At 63.1% G+C, this 20,470-nt stretch carries 22 protein-coding genes; 9 read left to right on the forward strand and 13 right to left on the reverse strand.

The genetic code is table 11. From position 1 onward, the window contains the following. Positions 1-9 precede the first annotated feature (9 nt). The 8 genes from M1D34_RS24855 to M1D34_RS24890 are packed head-to-tail and all read left to right on the forward strand — an operon-like array spanning position 10 to position 8,180. On the forward strand, positions 10-879 hold the full coding sequence (locus M1D34_RS24855; protein ID WP_003528721.1) for a phosphoribulokinase: 870 nt from the start codon (positions 10-12) through the stop codon (positions 877-879). Positions 880-889: 10 nt separating this feature from the next. Next, the gene (tkt, locus tag M1D34_RS24860) at positions 890-2,974 is read left to right on the forward strand and encodes a transketolase (RefSeq protein WP_498782943.1); all 2,085 of its coding nucleotides are present in this window, start codon (positions 890-892) and stop codon (positions 2,972-2,974) included. Positions 2,975-2,976: 2 nt separating this feature from the next. Further along, on the forward strand, positions 2,977-4,056 hold the full coding sequence (fba, locus tag M1D34_RS24865; protein WP_010975101.1) for a class II fructose-bisphosphate aldolase: 1,080 nt from the start codon (positions 2,977-2,979) through the stop codon (positions 4,054-4,056). A gap of 32 nt (positions 4,057-4,088) precedes the next feature. Beyond that, positions 4,089-5,549 (forward strand): form I ribulose bisphosphate carboxylase large subunit, encoded by a 1,461-nt coding sequence (locus M1D34_RS24870; protein WP_498782946.1) that lies wholly within the window; start codon positions 4,089-4,091, stop codon positions 5,547-5,549. Positions 5,550-5,590: 41 nt separating this feature from the next. Continuing rightward, on the forward strand, positions 5,591-5,980 hold the full coding sequence (locus M1D34_RS24875) for a ribulose bisphosphate carboxylase small subunit (protein ID WP_014527580.1): 390 nt from the start codon (positions 5,591-5,593) through the stop codon (positions 5,978-5,980). Positions 5,981-5,991: 11 nt separating this feature from the next. Beyond that, positions 5,992-6,927, forward strand: coding sequence for a CbbX protein (gene cbbX, locus M1D34_RS24880; protein WP_014530809.1), 936 nt, complete (start codon positions 5,992-5,994; stop codon positions 6,925-6,927). Continuing rightward, positions 6,924-7,610 carry a ribulose-phosphate 3-epimerase gene (gene rpe / locus M1D34_RS24885; protein WP_014527581.1) on the forward strand — a complete coding sequence of 229 codons (687 nt, stop codon included), beginning with the start codon at positions 6,924-6,926 and terminating at the stop codon, positions 7,608-7,610. The genes cbbX and rpe overlap by 4 nt, the downstream gene beginning before the upstream one ends. Before the next feature lie 3 nt (positions 7,611-7,613). After that, positions 7,614-8,180, forward strand: coding sequence for a thioredoxin family protein (locus M1D34_RS24890; RefSeq protein WP_498782949.1), 567 nt, complete (start codon positions 7,614-7,616; stop codon positions 8,178-8,180). 311 nt (positions 8,181-8,491) lie between these two features. On the opposite strand, the gene gfa is transcribed toward M1D34_RS24890, so the two are convergent. The 9 genes from gfa to M1D34_RS24935 all read right to left on the reverse strand — a co-directional run bounded on the left by gfa (position 8,492) and on the right by M1D34_RS24935 (position 15,750). Next, positions 8,492-9,061 carry an S-(hydroxymethyl)glutathione synthase gene (gene gfa, locus M1D34_RS24895; protein ID WP_498782951.1) on the reverse strand — a complete coding sequence of 190 codons (570 nt, stop codon included), beginning with the start codon at positions 9,059-9,061 and terminating at the stop codon, positions 8,492-8,494. A 119-nt stretch (positions 9,062-9,180) separates the two neighbouring features. After that, a complete protein-coding gene (locus M1D34_RS24900; RefSeq protein ID WP_003528734.1) occupies positions 9,181-9,972 on the reverse strand; it encodes an ABC transporter permease in 792 nt (263 codons plus the stop codon). Then, positions 9,969-10,697: an ABC transporter ATP-binding protein gene (locus M1D34_RS24905; RefSeq protein WP_498782953.1), complete on the reverse strand. Its 729-nt coding sequence runs from the start codon at positions 10,695-10,697 to the stop codon at positions 9,969-9,971. Before M1D34_RS24905 ends, M1D34_RS24900 begins: the two co-directional genes overlap by 4 nt. After that, entirely contained in the window at positions 10,694-11,317 is a 624-nt protein-coding gene (locus M1D34_RS24910) for an ABC transporter ATP-binding protein (protein WP_015243476.1), read from the reverse strand. The genes M1D34_RS24905 and M1D34_RS24910 overlap by 4 nt, the downstream gene beginning before the upstream one ends. After that, positions 11,314-12,075, reverse strand: coding sequence for an ABC transporter permease (locus tag M1D34_RS24915; RefSeq protein WP_498782956.1), 762 nt, complete (start codon positions 12,073-12,075; stop codon positions 11,314-11,316). Before M1D34_RS24915 ends, M1D34_RS24910 begins: the two co-directional genes overlap by 4 nt. Next, a complete protein-coding gene (locus tag M1D34_RS24920; RefSeq protein ID WP_498782958.1) occupies positions 12,068-13,039 on the reverse strand; it encodes an ABC transporter substrate-binding protein in 972 nt (323 codons plus the stop codon). The genes M1D34_RS24915 and M1D34_RS24920 overlap by 8 nt, the downstream gene beginning before the upstream one ends. Positions 13,040-13,102: 63 nt before the next feature. Then, positions 13,103-13,546, reverse strand: coding sequence for a cupredoxin domain-containing protein (locus tag M1D34_RS24925; protein ID WP_014527586.1), 444 nt, complete (start codon positions 13,544-13,546; stop codon positions 13,103-13,105). A 40-nt stretch (positions 13,547-13,586) separates the two neighbouring features. Further along, on the reverse strand, positions 13,587-14,561 hold the full coding sequence (locus M1D34_RS24930; protein ID WP_498782960.1) for a YVTN family beta-propeller repeat protein: 975 nt from the start codon (positions 14,559-14,561) through the stop codon (positions 13,587-13,589). 1 nt (position 14,562) lies between these two features. Then, entirely contained in the window at positions 14,563-15,750 is a 1,188-nt protein-coding gene (locus tag M1D34_RS24935; RefSeq protein ID WP_498782962.1) for an ABC transporter substrate-binding protein, read from the reverse strand. 126 nt (positions 15,751-15,876) lie between these two features. Between M1D34_RS24935 and M1D34_RS24940 the strand changes: the two genes are divergently transcribed. Further along, positions 15,877-16,398 (forward strand): DUF3280 domain-containing protein, encoded by a 522-nt coding sequence (locus tag M1D34_RS24940; protein WP_498782964.1) that lies wholly within the window; start codon positions 15,877-15,879, stop codon positions 16,396-16,398. A 173-nt stretch (positions 16,399-16,571) separates the two neighbouring features. On the opposite strand, the gene M1D34_RS24945 is transcribed toward M1D34_RS24940, so the two are convergent. The 4 genes from M1D34_RS24945 to xoxF5 all read right to left on the reverse strand — a co-directional run bounded on the left by M1D34_RS24945 (position 16,572) and on the right by xoxF5 (position 20,350). Next, entirely contained in the window at positions 16,572-17,117 is a 546-nt protein-coding gene (locus M1D34_RS24945) for a PQQ-dependent catabolism-associated CXXCW motif protein (RefSeq protein ID WP_003528756.1), read from the reverse strand. After that, positions 17,114-17,980: a substrate-binding domain-containing protein gene (locus M1D34_RS24950; protein ID WP_498782966.1), complete on the reverse strand. Its 867-nt coding sequence runs from the start codon at positions 17,978-17,980 to the stop codon at positions 17,114-17,116. The genes M1D34_RS24945 and M1D34_RS24950 overlap by 4 nt, the downstream gene beginning before the upstream one ends. After that, positions 17,937-18,467 (reverse strand): c-type cytochrome, methanol metabolism-related, encoded by a 531-nt coding sequence (locus M1D34_RS24955; RefSeq protein ID WP_010975085.1) that lies wholly within the window; start codon positions 18,465-18,467, stop codon positions 17,937-17,939. The genes M1D34_RS24950 and M1D34_RS24955 overlap by 44 nt, the downstream gene beginning before the upstream one ends. Positions 18,468-18,544: 77 nt before the next feature. Continuing rightward, positions 18,545-20,350: a lanthanide-dependent methanol dehydrogenase XoxF5 gene (gene xoxF5 / locus M1D34_RS24960; RefSeq protein WP_010975084.1), complete on the reverse strand. Its 1,806-nt coding sequence runs from the start codon at positions 20,348-20,350 to the stop codon at positions 18,545-18,547. Positions 20,351-20,470 lie beyond the last annotated feature (120 nt).

Genomic DNA, 20,470 nt, shown 5'->3' on the forward strand with positions numbered 1-20,470 from the left:
GAGAAAAATATGTCGGCCAAATTCCCCATCATCTCCATCACGGGTTCGTCCGGCGCCGGAACCACGACCGTCAAGGACACCTTCGAGAAGATATTCAAGCGCGAGAACATCTCGGCGTCCTTCATCGAAGGCGATGCCTTTCATCGCTTCGACCGGGAAACCATGCGCAGCAAGATAGCGGAGGAGAAAGCCCGAGGCGTCGACTTCACGCATTTCTCCGCCGAGGCGAACGAACTGGAAATCCTTGAAAGCGTCTTCGCCGAATATGGCCGGCGCGGGGTCGGGCGCACCCGTCACTACGTGCACGACGAGGCCGAGGCCGCGAAATTCGGTTCGGACCCCGGCACGTTCACCGACTGGGAAGAATTCCGCGACAGCGACCTCCTCTTCTACGAGGGGCTGCATGGCTGCGCCGTCACCGACACGGTCAATCTCGCGCAGCATTGCGACCTGAAGATCGGCGTCGTGCCCGTGATAAATCTCGAATGGATCCAGAAGATCCATCGCGACAAGGCGACCCGCGGCTACTCCACCGAGGCCGTGACCGACACCATCCTGCGGCGCATGCCCGACTACGTGAACTATATCTGCCCGCAATTCTCCCTCACGGACATCAATTTTCAGCGCGTACCGATCGTCGACACGTCCAATCCCTTTATCGCCCGCTGGATACCGACCCCGGCCGAATCCATCCTGGTCATCCGCTTCGCCAAGCCGCAAAGCATCGATTTCCCCTACCTGCTGTCGATGCTGCACAACAGCTACATGTCGCGCGCCAATTCCATCGTGGTGCCGGGCGACAAGCTCGATCTCGCCATGCAGCTGATCTTCACCCCGCTCATCCACAAGCTGCTCGAGCGCAAGCACCGCATGTCGTGAGGAGGACATCATGAATGTTTCGCAGCAGATCGGACCCCGCGCCGCCGCCTCGGAGCGCAGCATGGCCGATGCCATCCGGTTTCTTTCCATGGATGCCGTCGAGAAGGCCAACTCCGGCCACCCCGGCATGCCGATGGGTATGGCCGACGCGGTGACGGTCCTCTTCAACCGCTTCATCAGGATCGATCCGTCACTCCCCGACTGGCCGGACCGCGACCGTTTCGTGCTTTCGGCCGGCCATGGCTCGATGCTGCTCTATTCGCTCCATCACCTCATCGGCTTCGCCGATATGCCGATGACCGAGCTTTCATCCTTCCGCCAGCTCGGCTCGAAAACGGCCGGCCACCCCGAATATGGCCATGCCCTCGGTATCGAGACCACCACCGGCCCGCTCGGCCAGGGGATCTCGACCGCTGTCGGCATGGCGATCGCCGAACAGATGATGGCCGCCCGCTTCGGCAGTGCGCTCTGCAACCACTTCACTTACGTGGTAGCCGGAGACGGCTGCCTGCAGGAGGGGATCAGCCACGAGGCGATCGACCTTGCCGGACATTTGAAGTTGCGCAAGCTCGTCGTGCTGTGGGACGACAACCGGATATCGATCGACGGCTCGACCGATCTCTCCACCTCGATGAACCAGCTTGCGCGTTTCCGCGCCGCCGGCTGGGATGCGCAAGCAGTCGATGGCCACGACCCCGACGCGGTGGCAAAAGCGATCGAACGGGCGCGCCGGACCCGAAAGCCGTCGCTGATCGCCTGCCGCACCCGCATCGGCAAGGGTGCCGCCAGCATGGAGGGCTCGCACAAGACCCACGGCGCGGCGCTCGGCGAAAAGGAGATCGCTGCCACACGCGAAAAACTCGGCTGGCCGCATCCGCCCTTCTCCGTTCCGCCCGAGATCAAGGCCGCCTGGGAAAAGGTGGCGACGCGGGGCCGCACGGCCCGCGAGGCGTGGGAAATCCGCCTTGACGCTTCGCGCTCGAAAAAGCGCTACGAGCAGACCGTAGAGCGGCAGCTCGACGGCGAGGTCGGCGATCTGCTTGCAAGATTCCGGGGCGCGCATCGCACAAGGGCTACGAAGGTCGCGACGCGTCAGGCCTCGCAGATGGCTCTGGAGGTCATCAACGGCGCCACCGCTTTGACGATCGGCGGCTCGGCCGACCTGACCGGCTCGAACCTGACTTTGACCTCGCAGACACAGCCCATCTCGCCGGGCAATTTCAAGGGCCGCTACCTGCATTACGGCATCCGCGAGCACGGCATGGCGGCCGCCATGAACGGCATCGCGCTCCATGGCGGCTTCATCCCCTATGGGGGCACTTTCCTGGTCTTTTCCGACTATGCCCGCGGTGCGATGCGTCTTTCGGCCCTGATGGGCCTGCCGGTCATCTATGTGCTGACCCATGATTCCATCGGGCTCGGCGAAGACGGCCCGACGCACCAGCCGGTCGAGCATCTGGCCATGCTGCGCGCCACGCCCAACCTCAACGTCTTCCGGCCGGCCGACATCATCGAGACGGCGGAATGCTGGGAGATCGCGCTTGGCGAGAAGAACACGCCGAGCGTCCTCGCCCTTTCACGGCAGGCCCTGCCGATGCTGCGCCGGACGGACGGGAACGAGAACCTGTCGGCGCTCGGGGCCTATGTCCTGAGGGAGGCGCGCGGCGACCGGGACATCACGCTTCTCGCCACGGGATCCGAAGTCGAGATCGCCGTCGCCGCAGCGGAGCGCCTGCAGGCCGAAGAAGGCATAGCAGCGGCGGTGGTCTCCATGCCGTGCTGGGAGAAGTTCGAGGCTCAGGACGCGGCCTATCATAGGCAGGTCCTCGGAGATGCACCGCGCATCGCCATCGAGGCGGCGGGCCGCCTCGGCTGGGACCTTTGGATGGGCCCCGACAGTGCTTTCGTCGGCATGACAGGCTTCGGTGCCTCGGCACCGGCCGGAGACCTCTACCGCCATTTCGGCATTACCGCCGACCATGTCGTCGCAGAAGCCCTGGAGCTTCTCCGCCGGGCATGCCCGGAAACGCCGCCCATAGGTGCCCGGACCGGCAAACCGGTCGCCCACATCGTCAGATCATCCGAGGAGGCATGACAATGGCCCGCATCACGCTTCGCCAATTGCTCGATCACGCCGCCGAACGCAGCTATGGCGTGCCGGCATTCAACATCAACAACATGGAACAGGGGCTTGCGATCATGGAGGCGGCGCGAGCCTCAGATGCTCCCGTGATCCTCCAGGTCTCGCGTGGCGCCCGCTCCTACGCAAACGACGTCATGCTCGCCAAGATGATGGAAGCTCTGGAAGAGATGTATCCAGACATTCCGCTCTGCATCCACCAGGATCACGGCAACAATGTCGCGACCTGCCTCACGGCGATCCAGCACGGATTCACCTCGGTGATGATGGACGGCTCGCTGAAGGAGGATGCCAAGACCCCTGCCGATTACGACTATAACGTCTCGATCACCGCCGAGGTGAGCCGCCTCGCGCACATGGTCGGCGCCTCGGTCGAAGGCGAACTCGGCTGCCTTGGATCGCTCGAGACCGGCCATGGCGAGGCCGAGGACGGCCACGGCTTCGAAGGCGCGCTCGACCGTTCGCAACTGCTTACCGATCCGGACGAAGCCGCCCGCTTCGTCGCCGAGACGGGCGTCGATGCGCTGGCCGTCGCCATCGGCACCTCGCACGGGGCCTACAAGTTTACCCGCAAGCCGACCGGCGAAGTCCTCGCCATGGACGTGATCGAGAAGATCCATGAGCGGCTGCCGGACACCCATATCGTGATGCACGGCTCCTCCTCCGTGCCGCAGGAATGGCAGGACGTTTTCAACGCCCATGGCGGCCAGATGCGCGAGACCTACGGCGTCCCCGTCGAGGAGATCGTGCGTGGCATCCGCTTCGGCGTGCGCAAGGTCAATATCGACACCGATCTGCGCCTTGCCGCGGCCGCTGCCTTTCGCCGCGTCGCCGACACGAGCCGCAGCGAATTCGACCCGCGCAAATTCCTGAAACCCGCCATGGACGCCATGTCGGCGGTCTGCAAGGCCCGTTTCGAGGCCTTCGGCACCGCAGGAAACGCATCCCGCATCAAGGTCGTGCCGATGCCGGAGATGGCCCGCCGCTACGCAAGCGGCTCCCTGAAACCCCAGTCTGCGCGGTCGGAAGCCGCCTGATCGCATCCATTCAGAGGAAAGGACCCCATACTATGAACGCCGACGCAAAGACAGAGATCAAGGGCCGCGAACGTTACAAGGCCGGCGTGCTGAAATACGCCCAGATGGGCTATTGGAACGGAGACTACGAGCCGAAGGACACCGACCTGATCGCGCTCTTCCGGATCACGCCGCAGGACGGCGTCGATCCGATCGAAGCGGCCGCCGCCGTTGCCGGCGAAAGCTCGACGGCCACATGGACGGTCGTCTGGACCGATCGCCTGACGGCCTGCGATCAATACCGCGCCAAGGCCTACCGGGTCGATCCGGTGCCGGGAACGCCGGGGCAGTATTTCTGCTATGTCGCCTACGACCTCATCCTCTTCGAGGAAGGGTCGATCGCGAACCTGACGGCATCGATCATCGGCAACGTCTTCTCGTTCAAGCCGCTGAAGGCGGCAAGGCTCGAGGATATGCGCCTGCCCGTCGCCTATGTGAAGACCTTCAGGGGCCCGCCGACCGGGATCGTCGTCGAGCGCGAACGGCTCGACAAGTTCGGTAAGCCGCTGCTGGGTGCCACGACCAAGCCGAAGCTCGGCCTGTCTGGCAAGAACTATGGCCGCGTCGTCTATGAGGGGCTGAAGGGCGGTCTCGACTTCATGAAGGACGACGAGAACATCAATTCGCAGCCCTTCATGCATTGGCGCGACCGCTATCTCTACTGCATGGAGGCCGTCAACCACGCTGCTGCCGTCACCGGCGAGGTGAAGGGGCACTATCTCAACATCACTGCCGGCACGATGGAGGAAATGTACCGGCGCGCCGAATTCGCCAAGGAACTCGGCTCGGTCATCGTCATGGTCGATCTCATCGTCGGATGGACTGCGATCCAGTCGATATCGGAATGGTGCCGGCAGAACGACATGATCCTGCACATGCACCGGGCCGGTCACGGCACCTATACGCGCCAGAAGAACCATGGCATTTCCTTCCGCGTGATCGCCAAATGGCTGCGGCTCGCCGGCGTCGACCACCTGCATGCGGGCACGGCCGTCGGCAAGCTCGAGGGCGACCCGCCGACCGTGCAGGGCTACTACAATGTCTGCCGCGAAATGAAGAACGAGGTCGACCTTCCGCGCGGTCTGTTCTTCGAGCAGGACTGGGCGGACCTCAAGAAGGTTATGCCCGTCGCCTCGGGCGGCATCCATGCCGGCCAGATGCACCAGCTGCTCGATCTTTTCGGCGACGATGTCGTACTGCAGTTCGGCGGCGGCACGATCGGGCATCCGATGGGCATCCAGGCAGGGGCCACCGCCAATCGCGTCGCCCTGGAAGCCATGGTGCTTGCCCGCAACGAGGGCCGCGACATCGCCCACGAAGGTCCCGAGATCCTGCGGGCGGCGGCGAAGTGGTGCAAACCGCTGGAAGCGGCCCTCGATATCTGGGGCAATATCAGCTTCAACTACACCCCGACCGATACGTCGGATTTCGTGCCGAGCGTAACCGCGGCCTGACAGACCAGAACCTGACGGACAAGAAGAGAAGGAGAGACGACATGCGTATCACCCAGGGATGCTTCTCGTTCCTGCCGGACCTGACCGACGAGCAGATCACGGCGCAGGTGGAATATTGCCTTGGAAAGGGTTGGGCTATCGGCGTCGAGTATACCGACGACCCTCATCCCAGAAACACCTATTGGGAAATGTGGGGCAATCCGATGTTCGACCTCAAGGATGCCAAAGGCGTGATGATGGAGCTGGAGGATTGCCGCAAGGCCCATCCGCAGGACTATATCCGCCTCAACGCCTTCGATTCCAGCCGCGGCCTGGAGACGGTGACGATGTCGTTCATCGTCAACCGTCCCGAAAACGAGCCGAGCCTCAGGATGACCCGGACGGAGAGCAACGGCCGCAGCCAGCATTATATGTGGGAAACGCAGCGATAGGAGGAGCGACAATGCTGATGCCGGATGCTCCCTCGAACACCGAAAGCCTGCCGACCTCGGTCGACCTCGCTGAGGAATACCAAGCCTCCGGCGTCGCCGAAATCCTCGACGAACTGGACCGGGAACTCGTAGGCTTGAAACCCGTGAAGCAGCGTATCCGCGAGACGGCGGCGCTGCTTCTCGTCGAGCGGGCCCGCCGTGCAATGGGCCTCAGCCATGAGCCGCCGTCGCTGCATATGAGCTTCACCGGCAACCCCGGCACCGGCAAGACGACGGTGGCGCTGCGCATGGCCAACCTGCTGCACAGGCTCGGCTATATCCGCAAGGGCCATCTGGTGTCGGTGACGCGCGACGATCTGGTCGGGCAATATATCGGCCACACCGCACCCAAGACCAAGGAGATCCTGAAGAAAGCGATGGGGGGCGTGCTCTTCATCGACGAGGCCTACTACCTCTACCGTCCCGACAACGAACGCGATTACGGCCAGGAAGCGATCGAGATCCTGCTGCAGGTGATGGAGAACAACCGCGACGACCTGGTCGTGATCCTTGCCGGCTACGCCGACCGCATGGACCGGTTTTTCGAGAGCAATCCCGGCTTCCGATCGCGCATCGCCCACCACATAGACTTCCCCGACTATGATAACGGGGAGCTTCTGTCGATCGCCGAGAGCATGCTCAGCCGGCAGGGGTACCGCTTCGACAGCAAGGCGTCTGCGGTGATGAGCGACTACATCGCGCGCCGCCGGCGCCAGCCGCATTTCGCCAACGCGCGCTCCATCCGAAACGCGCTCGACCGGGCCCGGCTGCGGCAGGCGAACCGCCTGTTCGAGGAAAGCGCCGGACCGGTCGATGCCGAACAACTGTCGACCATCACGGCCCGGGACATTGCCGCGAGCCGCGTGTTCGCCACGGTCGAACCCAGTCATACGGAGACATCGCCATGAATGAGAAGACCATCATTGCGCCTTCGGTTCTGTCGGCCGATTTCTCGCGGCTCGGCGAAGAGGTCGAGGCCGTGTGCCGGGCCGGTGCGGACTGGATCCATCTCGACGTGATGGACGGCCACTTCGTGCCCAACATCACCTTCGGCCCGCCGGTCATCAAGGCGCTGCGGGATCGCACGGACAAGGTGTTCGATTGCCATCTGATGATCGAACCACCCACGCCCTATCTCGGCGCTTTCGCCTGTGCCGGCTGCGACATCATCACCGTGCATGCGGAGGCGACCACGCATCTCGATCGCTCGCTGCAGGCCATCCGCGACGTCGGCTGCAAGGCGGGCGTATCGCTCAATCCCTCGACGCCGGAGAGCGTCATCGAATATGTGCTGGACCGGCTGGACCTCGTCCTCCTGATGACGGTCAATCCCGGCTTCGGCGGCCAGGATTTCATTCCGGCCGTGGTCGACAAGGTGCGGCGGGTGAAGTCGATGATCGGCGGCCGTCCGATCCACATAGAGATCGACGGCGGCGTGACGCCGGAGACCGCGCCGCTCGTTGCCGCGGCCGGGGCCGATGTGCTGGTTGCCGGCTCGGCGGTATTCAAGGGCGGCAGCGAGGAGCACTACGCCAGGAACATCGCGGCTATCCGCGCCGCCTCGGACGGCGCCATCAGGAAGGCAGCGTGAGCCATGGCCGCTACACCACCCCTTTGTGATTTCGGCTGGCCAGCGATCGACGCCAGGCTTCCGGGCGCTGATGGCTTCACCCACACCATATTCGGCCAGGCCGGCCCGAAAGGGCTGGTCGTTGCCTTCATATGCAATCACTGCCCCTATGTGAAAGCGGTCATCGCCCGGATCGTCCGGGACGCGATCGACCTCAGGGCTCATGGAATCGGCTTCGTGGCCGTTAACTCCAACGACGCCGGCAATTACCCGCAGGACTCGTTCGAAAACATGAAGCGCTTCGCTTCGCAAAATGCCCTGCCCTTTCCTTATCTCCATGACGACGACCAATCCGTCGCCAGGGCCTACCGCGCCGTCTGCACGCCCGATTTCTTCGGCTTCAACAAGGACATGAAGCTGCAATATCGCGGACGGCTGGACGCCTCGCGCAAGGAGATCGGTCCTGCCGACCTCAGACGCGATCTCTACGAGGCCATGGTCATGGTCGCGCTGTTCGGCAAGGGACCGGCCGAGCAGCAGCCTTCCATAGGCTGTACCATCAAGTGGAAGGTTTCGGCTTTTCAGGTTTGATGGACGCTCACCATCGATGCGCGACAGCCGAGGAGGCTTCTTGACTTCCGGCCCTCGTCTTCACTGACCGCACGGGTCTATGAACCCTATCGAGGGACTGCATCGGTCCCTCCTTCTATCCTCATTCCTGTGACAAGCACAGGAATGAGGATAGAAGGATACCACGGCAGACGATCGCAACAGGCTTGGGGCCCGTCGAGAAAACGCCTCAGCCCCCGCCCGTCGAAATGCCTCCCAAATAAGAGGCGACGGGCGGGGTCCGAGGGAGGAGACGGTCGGCTGGTGGAGCGGTGTCCCCAATGCGCAACGGGTCAGGCCGGCAGGGCGCCGGTCTGTTTGGCGATATGCGTGGCGATCGCGTCCATCAGCGGCGGAGACAGGCAGTCATAGGGCTGCAGGCCGAGTTCGGTCAGCCTTGCGCGTATCTCCGGCATGCTCTCCGGGTTCACACCGCTTTCGATGATCGAAGAAACGAAAGCTGCGAATTCGGGCGGCGACCAGCCCGTTTCGTCGCTGAGCTCGGTGTGGACGAAGTCGAGGCCATAGAAGGGATGCTTGGTGTTTTCGATCCGGCCATACATGTGCGTGCCGCAATCGCGGCAGGCGTAACGCTGGATCGTCGCGCTCGGATCGACGACCTGCAGTTTTTCCGCACCTGAGGTGACGTTCACGTTGTCGCGGCCGACGACGGCGATCTGCGCAAAGATGGCGCCCTCGGGCTTCCAGCATTTGGTACAGCCGCAGGCATGATTGTGCGCCGTCTGCGAGCCGATCCGCACGGTCACCGGATCTGTGGCGCATTTGCATTTCAGCGTACCGCCGGCAAAGCCCGGACTGGCAGGCGGAAAGCCGTTGTCGATGGACGGATGTAGCTTGAGCATTGGTTCCTCCTCGGCTTGAACGTCCTTCGTTCACAAGCAGGATCAGTGCAAATGCGGCTCGCGGCAATATAGCGGAAAGTGTCGGTTTTCGGCGCCGAACACCCTGACAAGGGCAGGGCTCAGCCTTTCGACCGGAGCATGGCTCGGGCCGGATTATAGCCCCAGAGGGCGGCGAGCATGAACAGGACGAAGCACGCGCCGACCCAGGCGAGAGCCGTCAGGTTGAGTTCGCCGTAAAGCGCGAAACGTATCAGTTCGACCGCGTAGGTGAACGGATTGAGAGCGCAGATGTCGCGCAGCAGCGGCGAACTTTCGGCCATCTTCCACAGCGGATAAAGTGCCGAGGAAAGGAAGAACATCGGAAAGATCACGAAGTTCATGACGCCGGCGAAGTTCTCGAGTTGCCGGACGGTCGAGGATATCAGCAGGCCGAAGGCCCCGAGCATCAATCCGCTGATGACCAGGGCGGGCAGCACCGCGACATAGCCGACGGGCGGCACGGTGATGCCGGTCAGCGCAGCGATGGCCAGGAACACTGCCACCTGCAGGATGGAGACGATCACACCGGCGAGGAGCTTCGAGAACAGCAGCCACCAGCGCGGCAGGGGCGAGGTCAGCAGGAGACGCATGGATCCCATCTCCTGGTCATAGACCAGCGCCAGCGACGATTGCATGCCGTTGAAGAGCTGGATCATGCCGCAGAGCCCCGGAAGGATATAGACTTCATAGGTGATATAGGTCTGGTAGGGCGGGATGATCGACACGCCGAGCGCCGCGCGGAAGCCGGCGGCAAAGACGATCAGCCAGACGAGCGGGCGCACGAGTGCCGCCAGAAACCGCCCGCGCTGGCGGACGAAGCGCAGATTTTCGCGGGTGACGATTGCGGAAAGCGCGACCAGCCATGCCTTCATGCCGGAACCTCCCGGCCCTCGGCCGTCATCGACAGGAACGCCTTGGCGAGCCCTTGCCCGCCCGCGAGTTCCGCGGCGGTGCCGTCGCTCAGCACCTTGCCGCGATGCAGAACGACGACCTGGTCCTCCGGCCGGATCTCGTCGACCAGATGCGTCGCCCAGAGCACCGCAAGCCCGCTCTCGGCAAGCAGATGCACATGGTCGGTGATCGCCTGCCGGGAGGCGGCGTCCAGTCCGACCGTCGGCTCGTCGAGCAGCAATATCTGCGGCTTGTGGATCAAGGCCCGCGCGATCTCCATGCGCCGCCGGTGACCGCCGTTAAGCGCACGCACCTGCTCGTCGGCCCGCTCGGGCATGCCGAGCTGCGTCAGCGCCGCTTCGATCGCCACAGCGGCCTGCCGCCCCGACAGGCCATGAAGTCCGGCGAAATAGCGCAGGTTGCGGCGCACCGACATGTCGAGATCGAGGGTAGGCTGCTGGAACACCACCCCGATGCGCGCGAGCGCCGCACGCGGCTCGCGCGCAATGTCGAAGCCGGCCACGCCGATCGTACCGGCCCTTGTCGCGAGCAGCCGCGTCAGAAGAGCGAAGAGCGTCGATTTGCCGGCGCCGTTCGGCCCGAGCAGCGCGCAGAACCGGCCGGTCCTGACGGAGAAGCTGACATCGTCCAGCGCCCGGGACTTTCCGTAGCTGTAGCTGACATGGCTGATCTCGAGCCCGATCATGATGCCCTTCCCGGCGCCGCCGCAAACTCTTCTATAATCGTCGCCGGTTTCCCGGCAAGGCGGAGGCAGCGCCGGGCGAGCCGCCGCGCCTCGGCCTCCGAATGGGTCACGAGAATGACGGCGGGGGCCGTTTCCGCGATCAGCGCCTCGGTCAGGGCCAGCATGTCCTCGGCCATCGCAGGATCGAGCGACACATAGGGCTCGTCCAGGACGAGCAGCTCCGGCCGCCCGGCAAAGGCCCGCGCCAGCGCCAGCCGCCGCTGCTGGCCGAGCGACAGCTGGCCGGGAAAGAGCCCGGCCCTGTCGGCAATGCCGGTCCGCTCCAGCGCTGAGAGTGCAGCTTGCGCCCCGAGTTGCGGATGCACCAATGTCAGGTTCTCGATGACGCTTCTCCACGGCAGAAGGACAGGCTCCTGGAAAACCATGGCGATGTTTTCCGGCCGGGTGATCTCGCCCTCGAAAGCGGTGTCGATGCCGGCGACGAGACGAAGCAGCGTCGACTTGCCGACGCCCGACGGACCGAGAATGGCGACCGTCTCGCCGATCTCCATCTCGAAGCGGATGTCGCGCAGGACCTCCTCTTCGCCGAATGCCTTTCGTCTGACATCGATCCTGATCACGCCGTCCTCCAGCGCCGCACCCGGCGTTCGGCCGGCTGCAGGAAGAAAGCCTCCACCAGCAGCATCACGCCGATGAAGGAAAGCGAATAGACAAGCACCATGGCGACGTTGAAAAGCTGGAAATAGAAATGGATCTGGAATCCGACCCCGCTGGAGCGGCCGAGAAACTCGACCACCAGCACGATCTTCCATATCACCGCGATGCCGGACCGGGCGGCAGCGGCAATGAAGGGCGCAAGCTGCGGCATGATCACGTGTCGCAGCCGCGCCAGCGGACGCATGCGGTAAACCGCCGCCATGGAGTCGAGGTCGGGGTCGAGCGCCCTCGCGCCCTCGCGCAGAAGCGTTGCGACATTCGGGATCTTGTTGAGCACCACCGCGGTAATGGCGGCTGTCTCGTTGAGGCCGATCCAGATGTAGCACAACACGATGAGCACGAGCGCCGGCAGGTTCAGAAACACGACAAGCCATGGGTCGAGCCATCGATCGACGGCGGCAACGCGTCCCATCAGAAAGCCGATCGCCACGCCGATCACCATGGCCGGCACGAATGCGCAGATCACGCGCCAGAGCGTCATTCCCAGGTGATAGGGCAAGGCGCCGGAACTGACCGCTTGCACGAAGGGTTCCCAGAGCGCCCAGGGCTGCGGCAGGACCGACGCGTCGTCCGTGAAGCCGGCGGCCGCTATCCACAAGAGCAACAGCAGCCCCAGCGACAATGCGCGCACCAAGGCAGGATGTTGCAGCGTCTTATTCAAGGTGCAGGAACAATCCACTGGGCAGGCTTGTCGCCTTGCCGACGAGCTCTTCTCCACCAAGTTCCGCCATTAGCCGCAGAAACCGGTCGGCGGCCGCCTCGTCGATCGGCTTGCCGCTCGGAATGCCGGCGCGATAGCCGTCGCGCAGGGCAATGAATTCAGCGTCGTCGGCCGCATTCATCTTGTCCCGCAATTCCTCCCACACCTCGTCGTTCTCGCGCAGCAGATCCTTGGCCGTGCGCGAGGCCTTGTAAAGCCCCTTCACGATTTCCGGATGGGTCGCGGCATATTCGCCCTTCAACACGTAACCGAGGAGCGGCGTATCGGGATCGAGCTTGAGCGCCGCCGCAGCATCCGAGACGGAGACCAGTTCATGCATGCCCTTGGCCCTCATCTTCGCGAGGAAGTGCCAGAAATTGATCGTACCCGCCGTCTCGCCCGAAAGCGCCGACTTGAAGATCAAAGGCGGAGCGCCGAACACCTGCTCGGTTTCGGCTGCGAGGTCCATGTCATGCTGCTGCCTGGCATAGGCGCGCAGGATCAGCCAGCTCTTGTCGAGCGGACCTCCGGCAATGCCGATCTTCTTGCCGGCAAGATCCGGCAGCGCCTTGATGCCGCTGTCGTCCTTGACCATCAGGCCGCCGACTGCCCGCGAATAGGGGATGAAAACATAGTTCTTGCCGGAGGCACGCTGGTTGGCCACCCAGATCCAGTCGGCCACCATGGTGTCGGCCTCGCCGCCCTCGAAGGCGACGCGCGTCGCGCCGTTGTCCGCATAGTCCTGGACGGCCAGCTCGAAGCCGTTCTTGCGGTCGAATTCATGGGTCTTGATGGTGGATATTTCCCAGTTGACGGTTCCCGATGCCAGCATGGCCGCCCGCAACTGCGGCAACTCGTCGGCCGAGGCCGCAGCCGGTCCGAATGCGAACAGGCAAGCGGCCACGATCAGTCTCAAAGTCTTCATTTCTTCCTCCCCGGAACCGCCGCCTTCGGGCTCCCTGTGCCGCGGACTTCTCGGGCGACCGTTTCACTGTATGGAAATCGATACTTTCTGGCTGTCGCCGGAGGTTTCCGGAATCTTCACCTCATAGCTGCCCGGCTTGACGGCGATGAAGGACAGGGTTGCCGTCCCGGCCTCGTCGAATTCCAGACTGTCGATCGCCATTGGGCGAACTTCTATGCCGTTGACAACGATCTCGTTCATCCAGATCGCACGAAAGAACGGCGCACCGGTAATCGCCAGCTCCGCCGATCCGTCCGCCGTGATCTGCATTTCGTAGTATGCGCCGGACTGAAGCGTAATGGCACCCTTGCCGAGCGGCTTTCCGGACGCGAGCGTGATCTCGATCGGCTCGCCGCGGTTGCATTTGGCAAGCAGGCCGGCAAAGCCGAGGTCGCTGCAAAGCGGCGCGGCAACGGCCGGGCTCGCCAGAGAGAGCGCGGCGAGCGCCGCAAGAACCGATTTATGCACGATGAACTCCTCCCCGTTGATATTTGCAAATTGCACCCGTTTAATCCGGCGCGACCACGACCCCCCAGGGCTGCTCGCCCACCTGAACCGAGCGGATCACCTTTTCCGCCTTCACGTCGATGATGCTGACATCATTGGAATTGCCGTTGGTGGTGATCAGGAATTTCTCGCCCGGCGTGAATGCCATCTGCCAGACCCGCTGTCCGACAAGGAGGTAATCGAGCACCTCGTCGGTCTTCCCGTCGATCACTGCGACGCGGTTTGCGGGTCCAAGCGCCACGAAGATGCGCGAGCCGTCCTTGGTGGCCTTGACGCCGACCGGCTGCAGCCATTCCGGCAGAACGCCCGGCACTTCGAAAGTAATCTTCTTGGTGATTTTCGGCTCGGCCGCCGACACGTCGATCACCGAAACCGTGCCGCCGATCTCGGCGCTGACGTAGAGCTTCTTGCCGTCTGCCGTGAATTCCGCATAGCGCGGCCGCTGGTCCACCAGCACGTTGTGCACGATCTTGTAGGTCGAGGCGTCGATGAAATGCGCCATATTGGTGGTTTCGGACGTATTGATGATCGTCTTTGCATCCGGGCTGACCGCGACGCCTTCCGGCTCGACCCCGACGGGCACCTCGGCCAGTACCTGGCGCGTCTTGACGTCCACGACGGTCACGAGATTGTCGTCCTCATTGGCGATGTAGAGCGGATTGCCCGAAGGATCGAGGGCGAAAAGCTCCGGATCCGGGCCTGACGGCAACGTGTGCAGTTCCTTATAGGTCTCGGGATCGAAAACCCGAACAGTGTCGTCGTCCGACGCGCAGACGTAGAGTTCCTTGCCGTCCGGACTGATGGTGATGCCGCGCGGCCTGTTTCCGGCCGGAAACGTGGCGATCACTTCCCAGCTTTCACTGTCGAGCACGGTTATGTTGTTGCCGCGCTCGTTGCTCACGAAGACCTTGTTGGCCTCGGCCGAACCGGCAGACAGCAGAACGGCAGACACAATCGCCAGTGCGGGTCTGAGCATCTTATCCTCCAAATGCGTGACAGGCTGTCTCGGGCGCATCGATACCCAGCGTGTCGAGCGGCGAATTCTGGTGCAGGTAGCCGTCCTGCGGCGATACGGAAACGGTCACCCGGCCCTCGGTCAAAAGGACCGGTTGCCGCAACTGCCCGTTCCAGGTGCGGAAGGTCAATTTCTGGCCCTTGAACGCAGCCAGTTCGAAATCCTTGGAAAGGGCGTAGGCCCGCACGGTTCCGGGATCGGCCTTGCCGGACCGCGTCACCGCCTCCCCGATCACCCGCATCGCAAGCCATGCCTGGTAATCTTCCTCGCGCATGTAACGGCCGGTGAGTTTTTCGAAGCGGCGCTGGAACTGGGTCGCACCCCAGGCCTCGTGAGCAGGATGCCAGGAGACCGGACGCAGGCCCGCAGAGCCGGCAACCGGCCTCGCGTCCCAGCTGTGATAGGGCAGATAGGGCGCGAAAACGCCCGCCTCGTCGGCCGCGACGATGACGTCGTATTCCTCGGCCTCCTGGGTGAAGACGGGAATCTGCTTTTGCACCATGACATGACCGGTATCCGTGCGCCGGCTGCCGCCGGTGTCGACGAACTCCCGCTCCTCGACGATCTCAGCGCCGAACTTGGCGGCCGATTTGCGATAGCTGTCGGCAAGCAGCTTGTCTTCGGGATGAGAGCCGTGGATCAGCAGGATACGCGGCCATTTCTTCCACATGAGAAACTGAACGATGCTGTCGCTGAGCATCGAACGGCTCGGCGAGACGTGCAGCACATTGGCCCGGCAGTCGGCATCGCGCAGCCCGTCGTCGCGAGCGCCCGAATTGAAAAGCAGAACTTCCGGTCCGGCCTTGTCGGAGAGCGCCTTCAGTATGTCGCCTTCGGCGATCACCGCGATGAGACCGATGCCTTCCGCCTTCAGCCCATCGAGCGCCGCCACCGCCTCTTCCGGCGCAACCGCCTGCGTTTTCACGGTGTAGTCCATGCCGGTGAAAGCGCCGGTGGTCCGGTTGTCCTCGTTGCCCAGCATGGCGCCGGCAAAGCCCAGGTCGGCGGGCGGCGCATCGAGCCGCGAGATCGGCGGACCGACGACACGATCGATCCGCAGCACAGCCGTCTTCACCTCCGCCGCCGGCAAGGGAGACGTGAGCAGCACCGTCGCCCAGAAAACGGCAAGCAAAAGCTTTAGGTTAGGCATTGCCGGAACGACCTCCCAATCTTCCTGACACTCCCTCGGAAATGGAGACTAACAGCGCAGTATGGGTCGCAAAACCGATACTTAAGGAGCGTAGTTTAGCGACATGCGTGTGCTAGGCTGAATTTCATGCGGCACACCCTGACAGTCCTTGTCTCCATCCTTGTCCTGGCACTGTTGCCGGCGCTCGCTCGTGCCGCGCTGGACAAGCCGCTCACGCCGGGCGCCAAGGTAGCATTCCTCGGCATGACCTTCATCGATCTGTCGACGGAGGGCGCCTATAACGGAGTGCGCGCCGACGAGACCGCGCGGCTGGAGCTCATGGAAAGCGCAGCGCGCGACCGCTTCGTTCAGGAAGGCTTCGTCATTCTCACGAACGAGCCAGTGGCGGCCGAACTCGCCAGCGCGGTCAATCCTGCCGACTGCAACGGCTGCGACCTGAGCATGGGCGAGCGGCTTGGCGCCGACTACGTGCTGGTCGGCGAAGTGCGGAAGATCTCCAACCTTATCCTATCGGTGGAGCTCGTACTGCGCGACGTGGAGTCCGGCGAGATGCTGCGCGGCCTTGCCGTCGACATCCGCTCGAACACCGACGACAGCTGGCTGCGCGGCATCCGCTACATCCTGAAAAACCACTTCTTCAAATCCTGAAGGATTCCCGATCAAGGTCCTTTGAGGTTCGGGATGACCCGCCGCGGCTTGTTTGATCTCCTCATCCCTGTGCTCGTCACAGGGATCCAGCCAGACCAAGTCCTTGGGCTGAAAAAACTCTTCCCGCGCCACGGAAGCGGAGAGATTGCAGTCCTCCGACACGTCCCCTCATTTCACCGGCCGCCGGGCTCCGGGTCGATGCGCTCCGTGGGGTAGCCGGCGGCCGTCCAGCCATCGGTGCCCTGCGGATACCAGAAGACACGTGTGTAGCCATATTCCAGGGCGCGCTTTCCGGCGTTCCAGGACATCCAGCAGCCGTCGAGGCAAAAGAACAGCACCGGCCGGTCCTTGTCGCCACCGGTCGCCTTTTCCAGGCCGGCGCGAAAATAGGCGTGCATGGCGTCGGCCAGCTGGCCATAGCCGACATTCGGCAGCCATAGGGCAGATGGAATGGACAGGCGCGGCTTTTCGTTCCAGACCGTCCCCTCCGGGAGATTAGTCGGCTTCGGCGGCCGCGGCAGGACGTCGATGAAAGCGACCTGACCGGTCTTCCACAATGCATGGGCAGCTTCGGTCGACACGACCGTCGCACCGGAAAGCGTCGCCGGCACCTCGGCGCGGTACTCGCTCTCGCGGTAGCCGGCAGGCTCCTCGGCCGCCGCCGCCGGGAAGGCGGCAAGCAGGAGCAGGACCAGCGAATGGAGCCGCAGGCGGGTCATTGCTGCGCCTCGAGCGGGCCGGTTCCCATGTCGTTCAGGAGCGGCACGCCGGCATCGGCGAGGATCGCGTTGATCTCGGACTGATTTCGACGAATGAGAGAATTGAGCTTGCGCTCCCAGACCTTCTCGCCTTGCCGCACGCCCATTGTGATGCGGTAGAAGAGCTTTGGCGGCGTGGTCTCCGACAGAAGCGGGGTCGCCTTCAGCTTCGGGTGGCTTGCCTTGACGAGCGGCCCGCCGATCGGCCCCCAGAGGATGGCTGCGTCGAGGGCGCCGAATTCCAGGTCGGCGAGCATGTCGTCGGCCGGATCCTCGTAGCGCCGGTCGACCATCAAATGATAGCCTTTGGCCTTGGGCAGCAGTCCGTTTCTCGCCATATGCGTCGCCGGCGGCGTTCCCGCGACGATGCCGATCCGCTTGTCCTTGAGAAGAGGGTCGGCAAGCGTCGTGACACCGCCCAGGGGACCTTCCGAGGCAACGATCAGCACATAGGACGATGTATAGTAATGGTTGGTGTTCAGGACCAGCTCATCGCCCTGGGCAAAACCGATGACCACGTCGCAGGCATTGGCCTGCAGGGTCTTGCGCACGAAGCCCGTCGCTATCGGAAACCAGGTGTACTCCACCGGCAAACCGAGCTTGGATGCCATCAGTTCGGCGATCCTGTTCTCGTAGCCCTTACCCGAACGATCCGACATCGGCAGATTGGCCGGATCGGCACAGACTCGAAACGCCGTTTTCGAAACAAGATCCGATGTCTGGGCCGCCGCCTGCTGAGAGCCGGCGGCCGCGATGAGAGCGCCGGCGGCTGCCAGGAGGCTACTCGTGACCGAGACAAGCCGTTTCAGCTTCCTTGATCGCATCGGATTTCGCTTCCTTCTTGGCCGGACGTCCCCGCGGCAGCGCATCGGCTCCGCGCGCTTTCAGATAGACGTAGATGTCGTCGAGATAACACATCACGTTGACGTTCTCGCCGAAGGCAGGCATCACCGAGTTCTCGGCAGCGTTCACCTTCTTGCGCCCGTTCGTGACGACATCGACGAAATCGTAGTAGTCCATGTTGATCGCGGAGGTCTTCAAGGCCGGCGCATAGCTCGACCCCTCGCCCTCCGGGCCATGACAGACGTGACATTCCGAGTGGTAGCGGCGAAAGCCCGAATAGGTGAGCCAGTCGACCGTGCCGTCCTCGGCGATCTTGAAAGTGGGAACGTCGTCGGCGGTGTAGTAGCGCCCGTTTTCGTCGCGCACAGCGGTGATGTTGTCCTTTGGCGCATCTTCTGCGCCTGCGGCGCTCGCCATAAACGTCAAAAAGGCGAGGATCATCGGTACGGCTGGTCTTGATCTGGTCATCTTACGTCCTTTGGGGGCTGGTATGAGTTGGCGCGGGCTTGATGAGCCCGCGCCAACTCCCGGGCGAAGTTTGCCCCTTACTCCGGCAGCTTGAACACGGTGAGCGTGCCGCCGAGTGCGGTGTAGTTGCTGAGGGCCGAGTAGCCGCCGACGGCTCCCAGACCTTCAGTCGGGTTGGTCAGGCCCGCTGCCAGACCGATACCGGCCCAGCCGCCGACACCGGAGAGCACCGCCACGTACTGCTTGCCTTCACGGGCATAGGTCATCACGTTGCCGATCACCCCGGAAGGCGTCTTAAAGCGATAGAGCTCCTTGCCGGTTGCCGCGTCGACCGCCTTGAGATAGCCCTCGAGCGTTCCGTAGAAGACCACATCGCCGGCTGTCGCCAGAGCGCCGGACCAGACCGAGAAAGGCTCCGGCAGAGACCACTTGATCTTGCCTTCCTTGTTGTCCCAGGCAATGAAATTGCCCATGCCGCCGTGGCTGTCCTTCGGCGGGTACATCGAAAGCGTGGCCCCGACATAGGGCTGGCCGGCGGTGTAGCTTACCCGGAACGGCTCGTAGTCCATGCAGACGTGGTTGGTGGGCACATAGAACAGCTCGGTCTTAGGCGAATAGGCCGCAGGCTGCTGGTCCTTGGTGCCGAGTGCCGCCGGGCAGACGCCGGTGGTGTTGGTGTCTTCGCCGTTTTGCTCGGTCGAATACTGTGCCACGACCTGAGGCCGACCGTATTTGTCGGACTTCGGATCCATGACCACTTCAGTTGCCCAGTTGACCGTGGGATCGTATTTCTCGGCCACGAGCAGCTCGCCAGTGACGCGGTCCATCGTATAGCCGAAGCCGTTCCGGTCGAAGTGGGTCAGCAGCTTGCGGTCCTTACCGTCGATCTGCTGTTCGGTCAGGATCATCTCGTTGACGCCGTCGTAGTCCCATTCGTCATGGGGCGTCATCTGATAGAGCCATTTGGCCATGCCGGTATCGACATCACGCGCGAAGATGGTCATCGACCACCGATTGTCGCCCGGCCGCTGGGTCGGGTTCCAGGTCGAAGGGTTGCCGGTTCCGTAATATACCAGATTTTCTTCCGGATCGTAGGAGTACCAGCCCCAGGTCGTGCCGCCGCCGATCTTCCACTGATCGCCTTCCCAGGTGGTGAGGCCGGAGTCCTTGCCGACCGGCTTGCCCAGATGGGTGGTCTTTTCAGGATCGATCAGCGTATCGCTGTCCGGCCCCATGGAGTAACCACGCCACAGGACCTTCCCGTCTGCCATCGAATAGGCCGTCACGTGACCGCGGACGCCGAACTCGCCGCCGGATATGCCGACGAGAATCTTGTCCTTCACCGGCATGACGGTGGCGGTATTCGTCTCGCCCTTGGTAGCATCGCCGTTCTTGACGCTCCAGATGACCTTGCCGGTCTTGGCGTCGAGTGCCACGACCGTCGTATCGGCCTGATGCAGGAAGATCTTGTTATCCGCATAGGCCACGCCGCGATTGACGGTGTCGCAACACATCACCGGGATCACGTTCGGATCCTGCTTCGGCTCGTATTTCCAGACGATCTGGCCATCCTTGCTGAGATCCAGCGCGTAGACCGTGTTCGGGAACGGCGTATGGACGTACATCAGGTCGCCGATGACGAGCGGCGAACCTTCGTGACCACGCAGAACGCCGGTCGAGAAGGTCCAGGCAACCTGAAGTTTGCCTACGTTGTCCTTGTTGATCTGGTCGAGCTTGGAGTAGCGCAGGTTGGCATAATCGCCGGTCTGGATGGCCCATTGATTGGGGTCATCGATGAGCTTCTGCAACTCATCGTTGGCGAAAGCGACCTGTGCACCGCCGCCTATCGACATAATGGCAAGCATTGTAAGAAGTCGTTTCATTTCATCCTCCTCTTGGGTGCTGCCGATAGGGCCGTTGAACCCGCTCGCTCCGGGAAAACCTCGCGGTCTCCTCATCTCCCGGTATCGGCTTGCGACTCTGCCCCTGCCGCTGGAGAAAGC

The sequence above is a fragment of the Ensifer sp. D2-11 genome, from assembly GCF_054161295.1.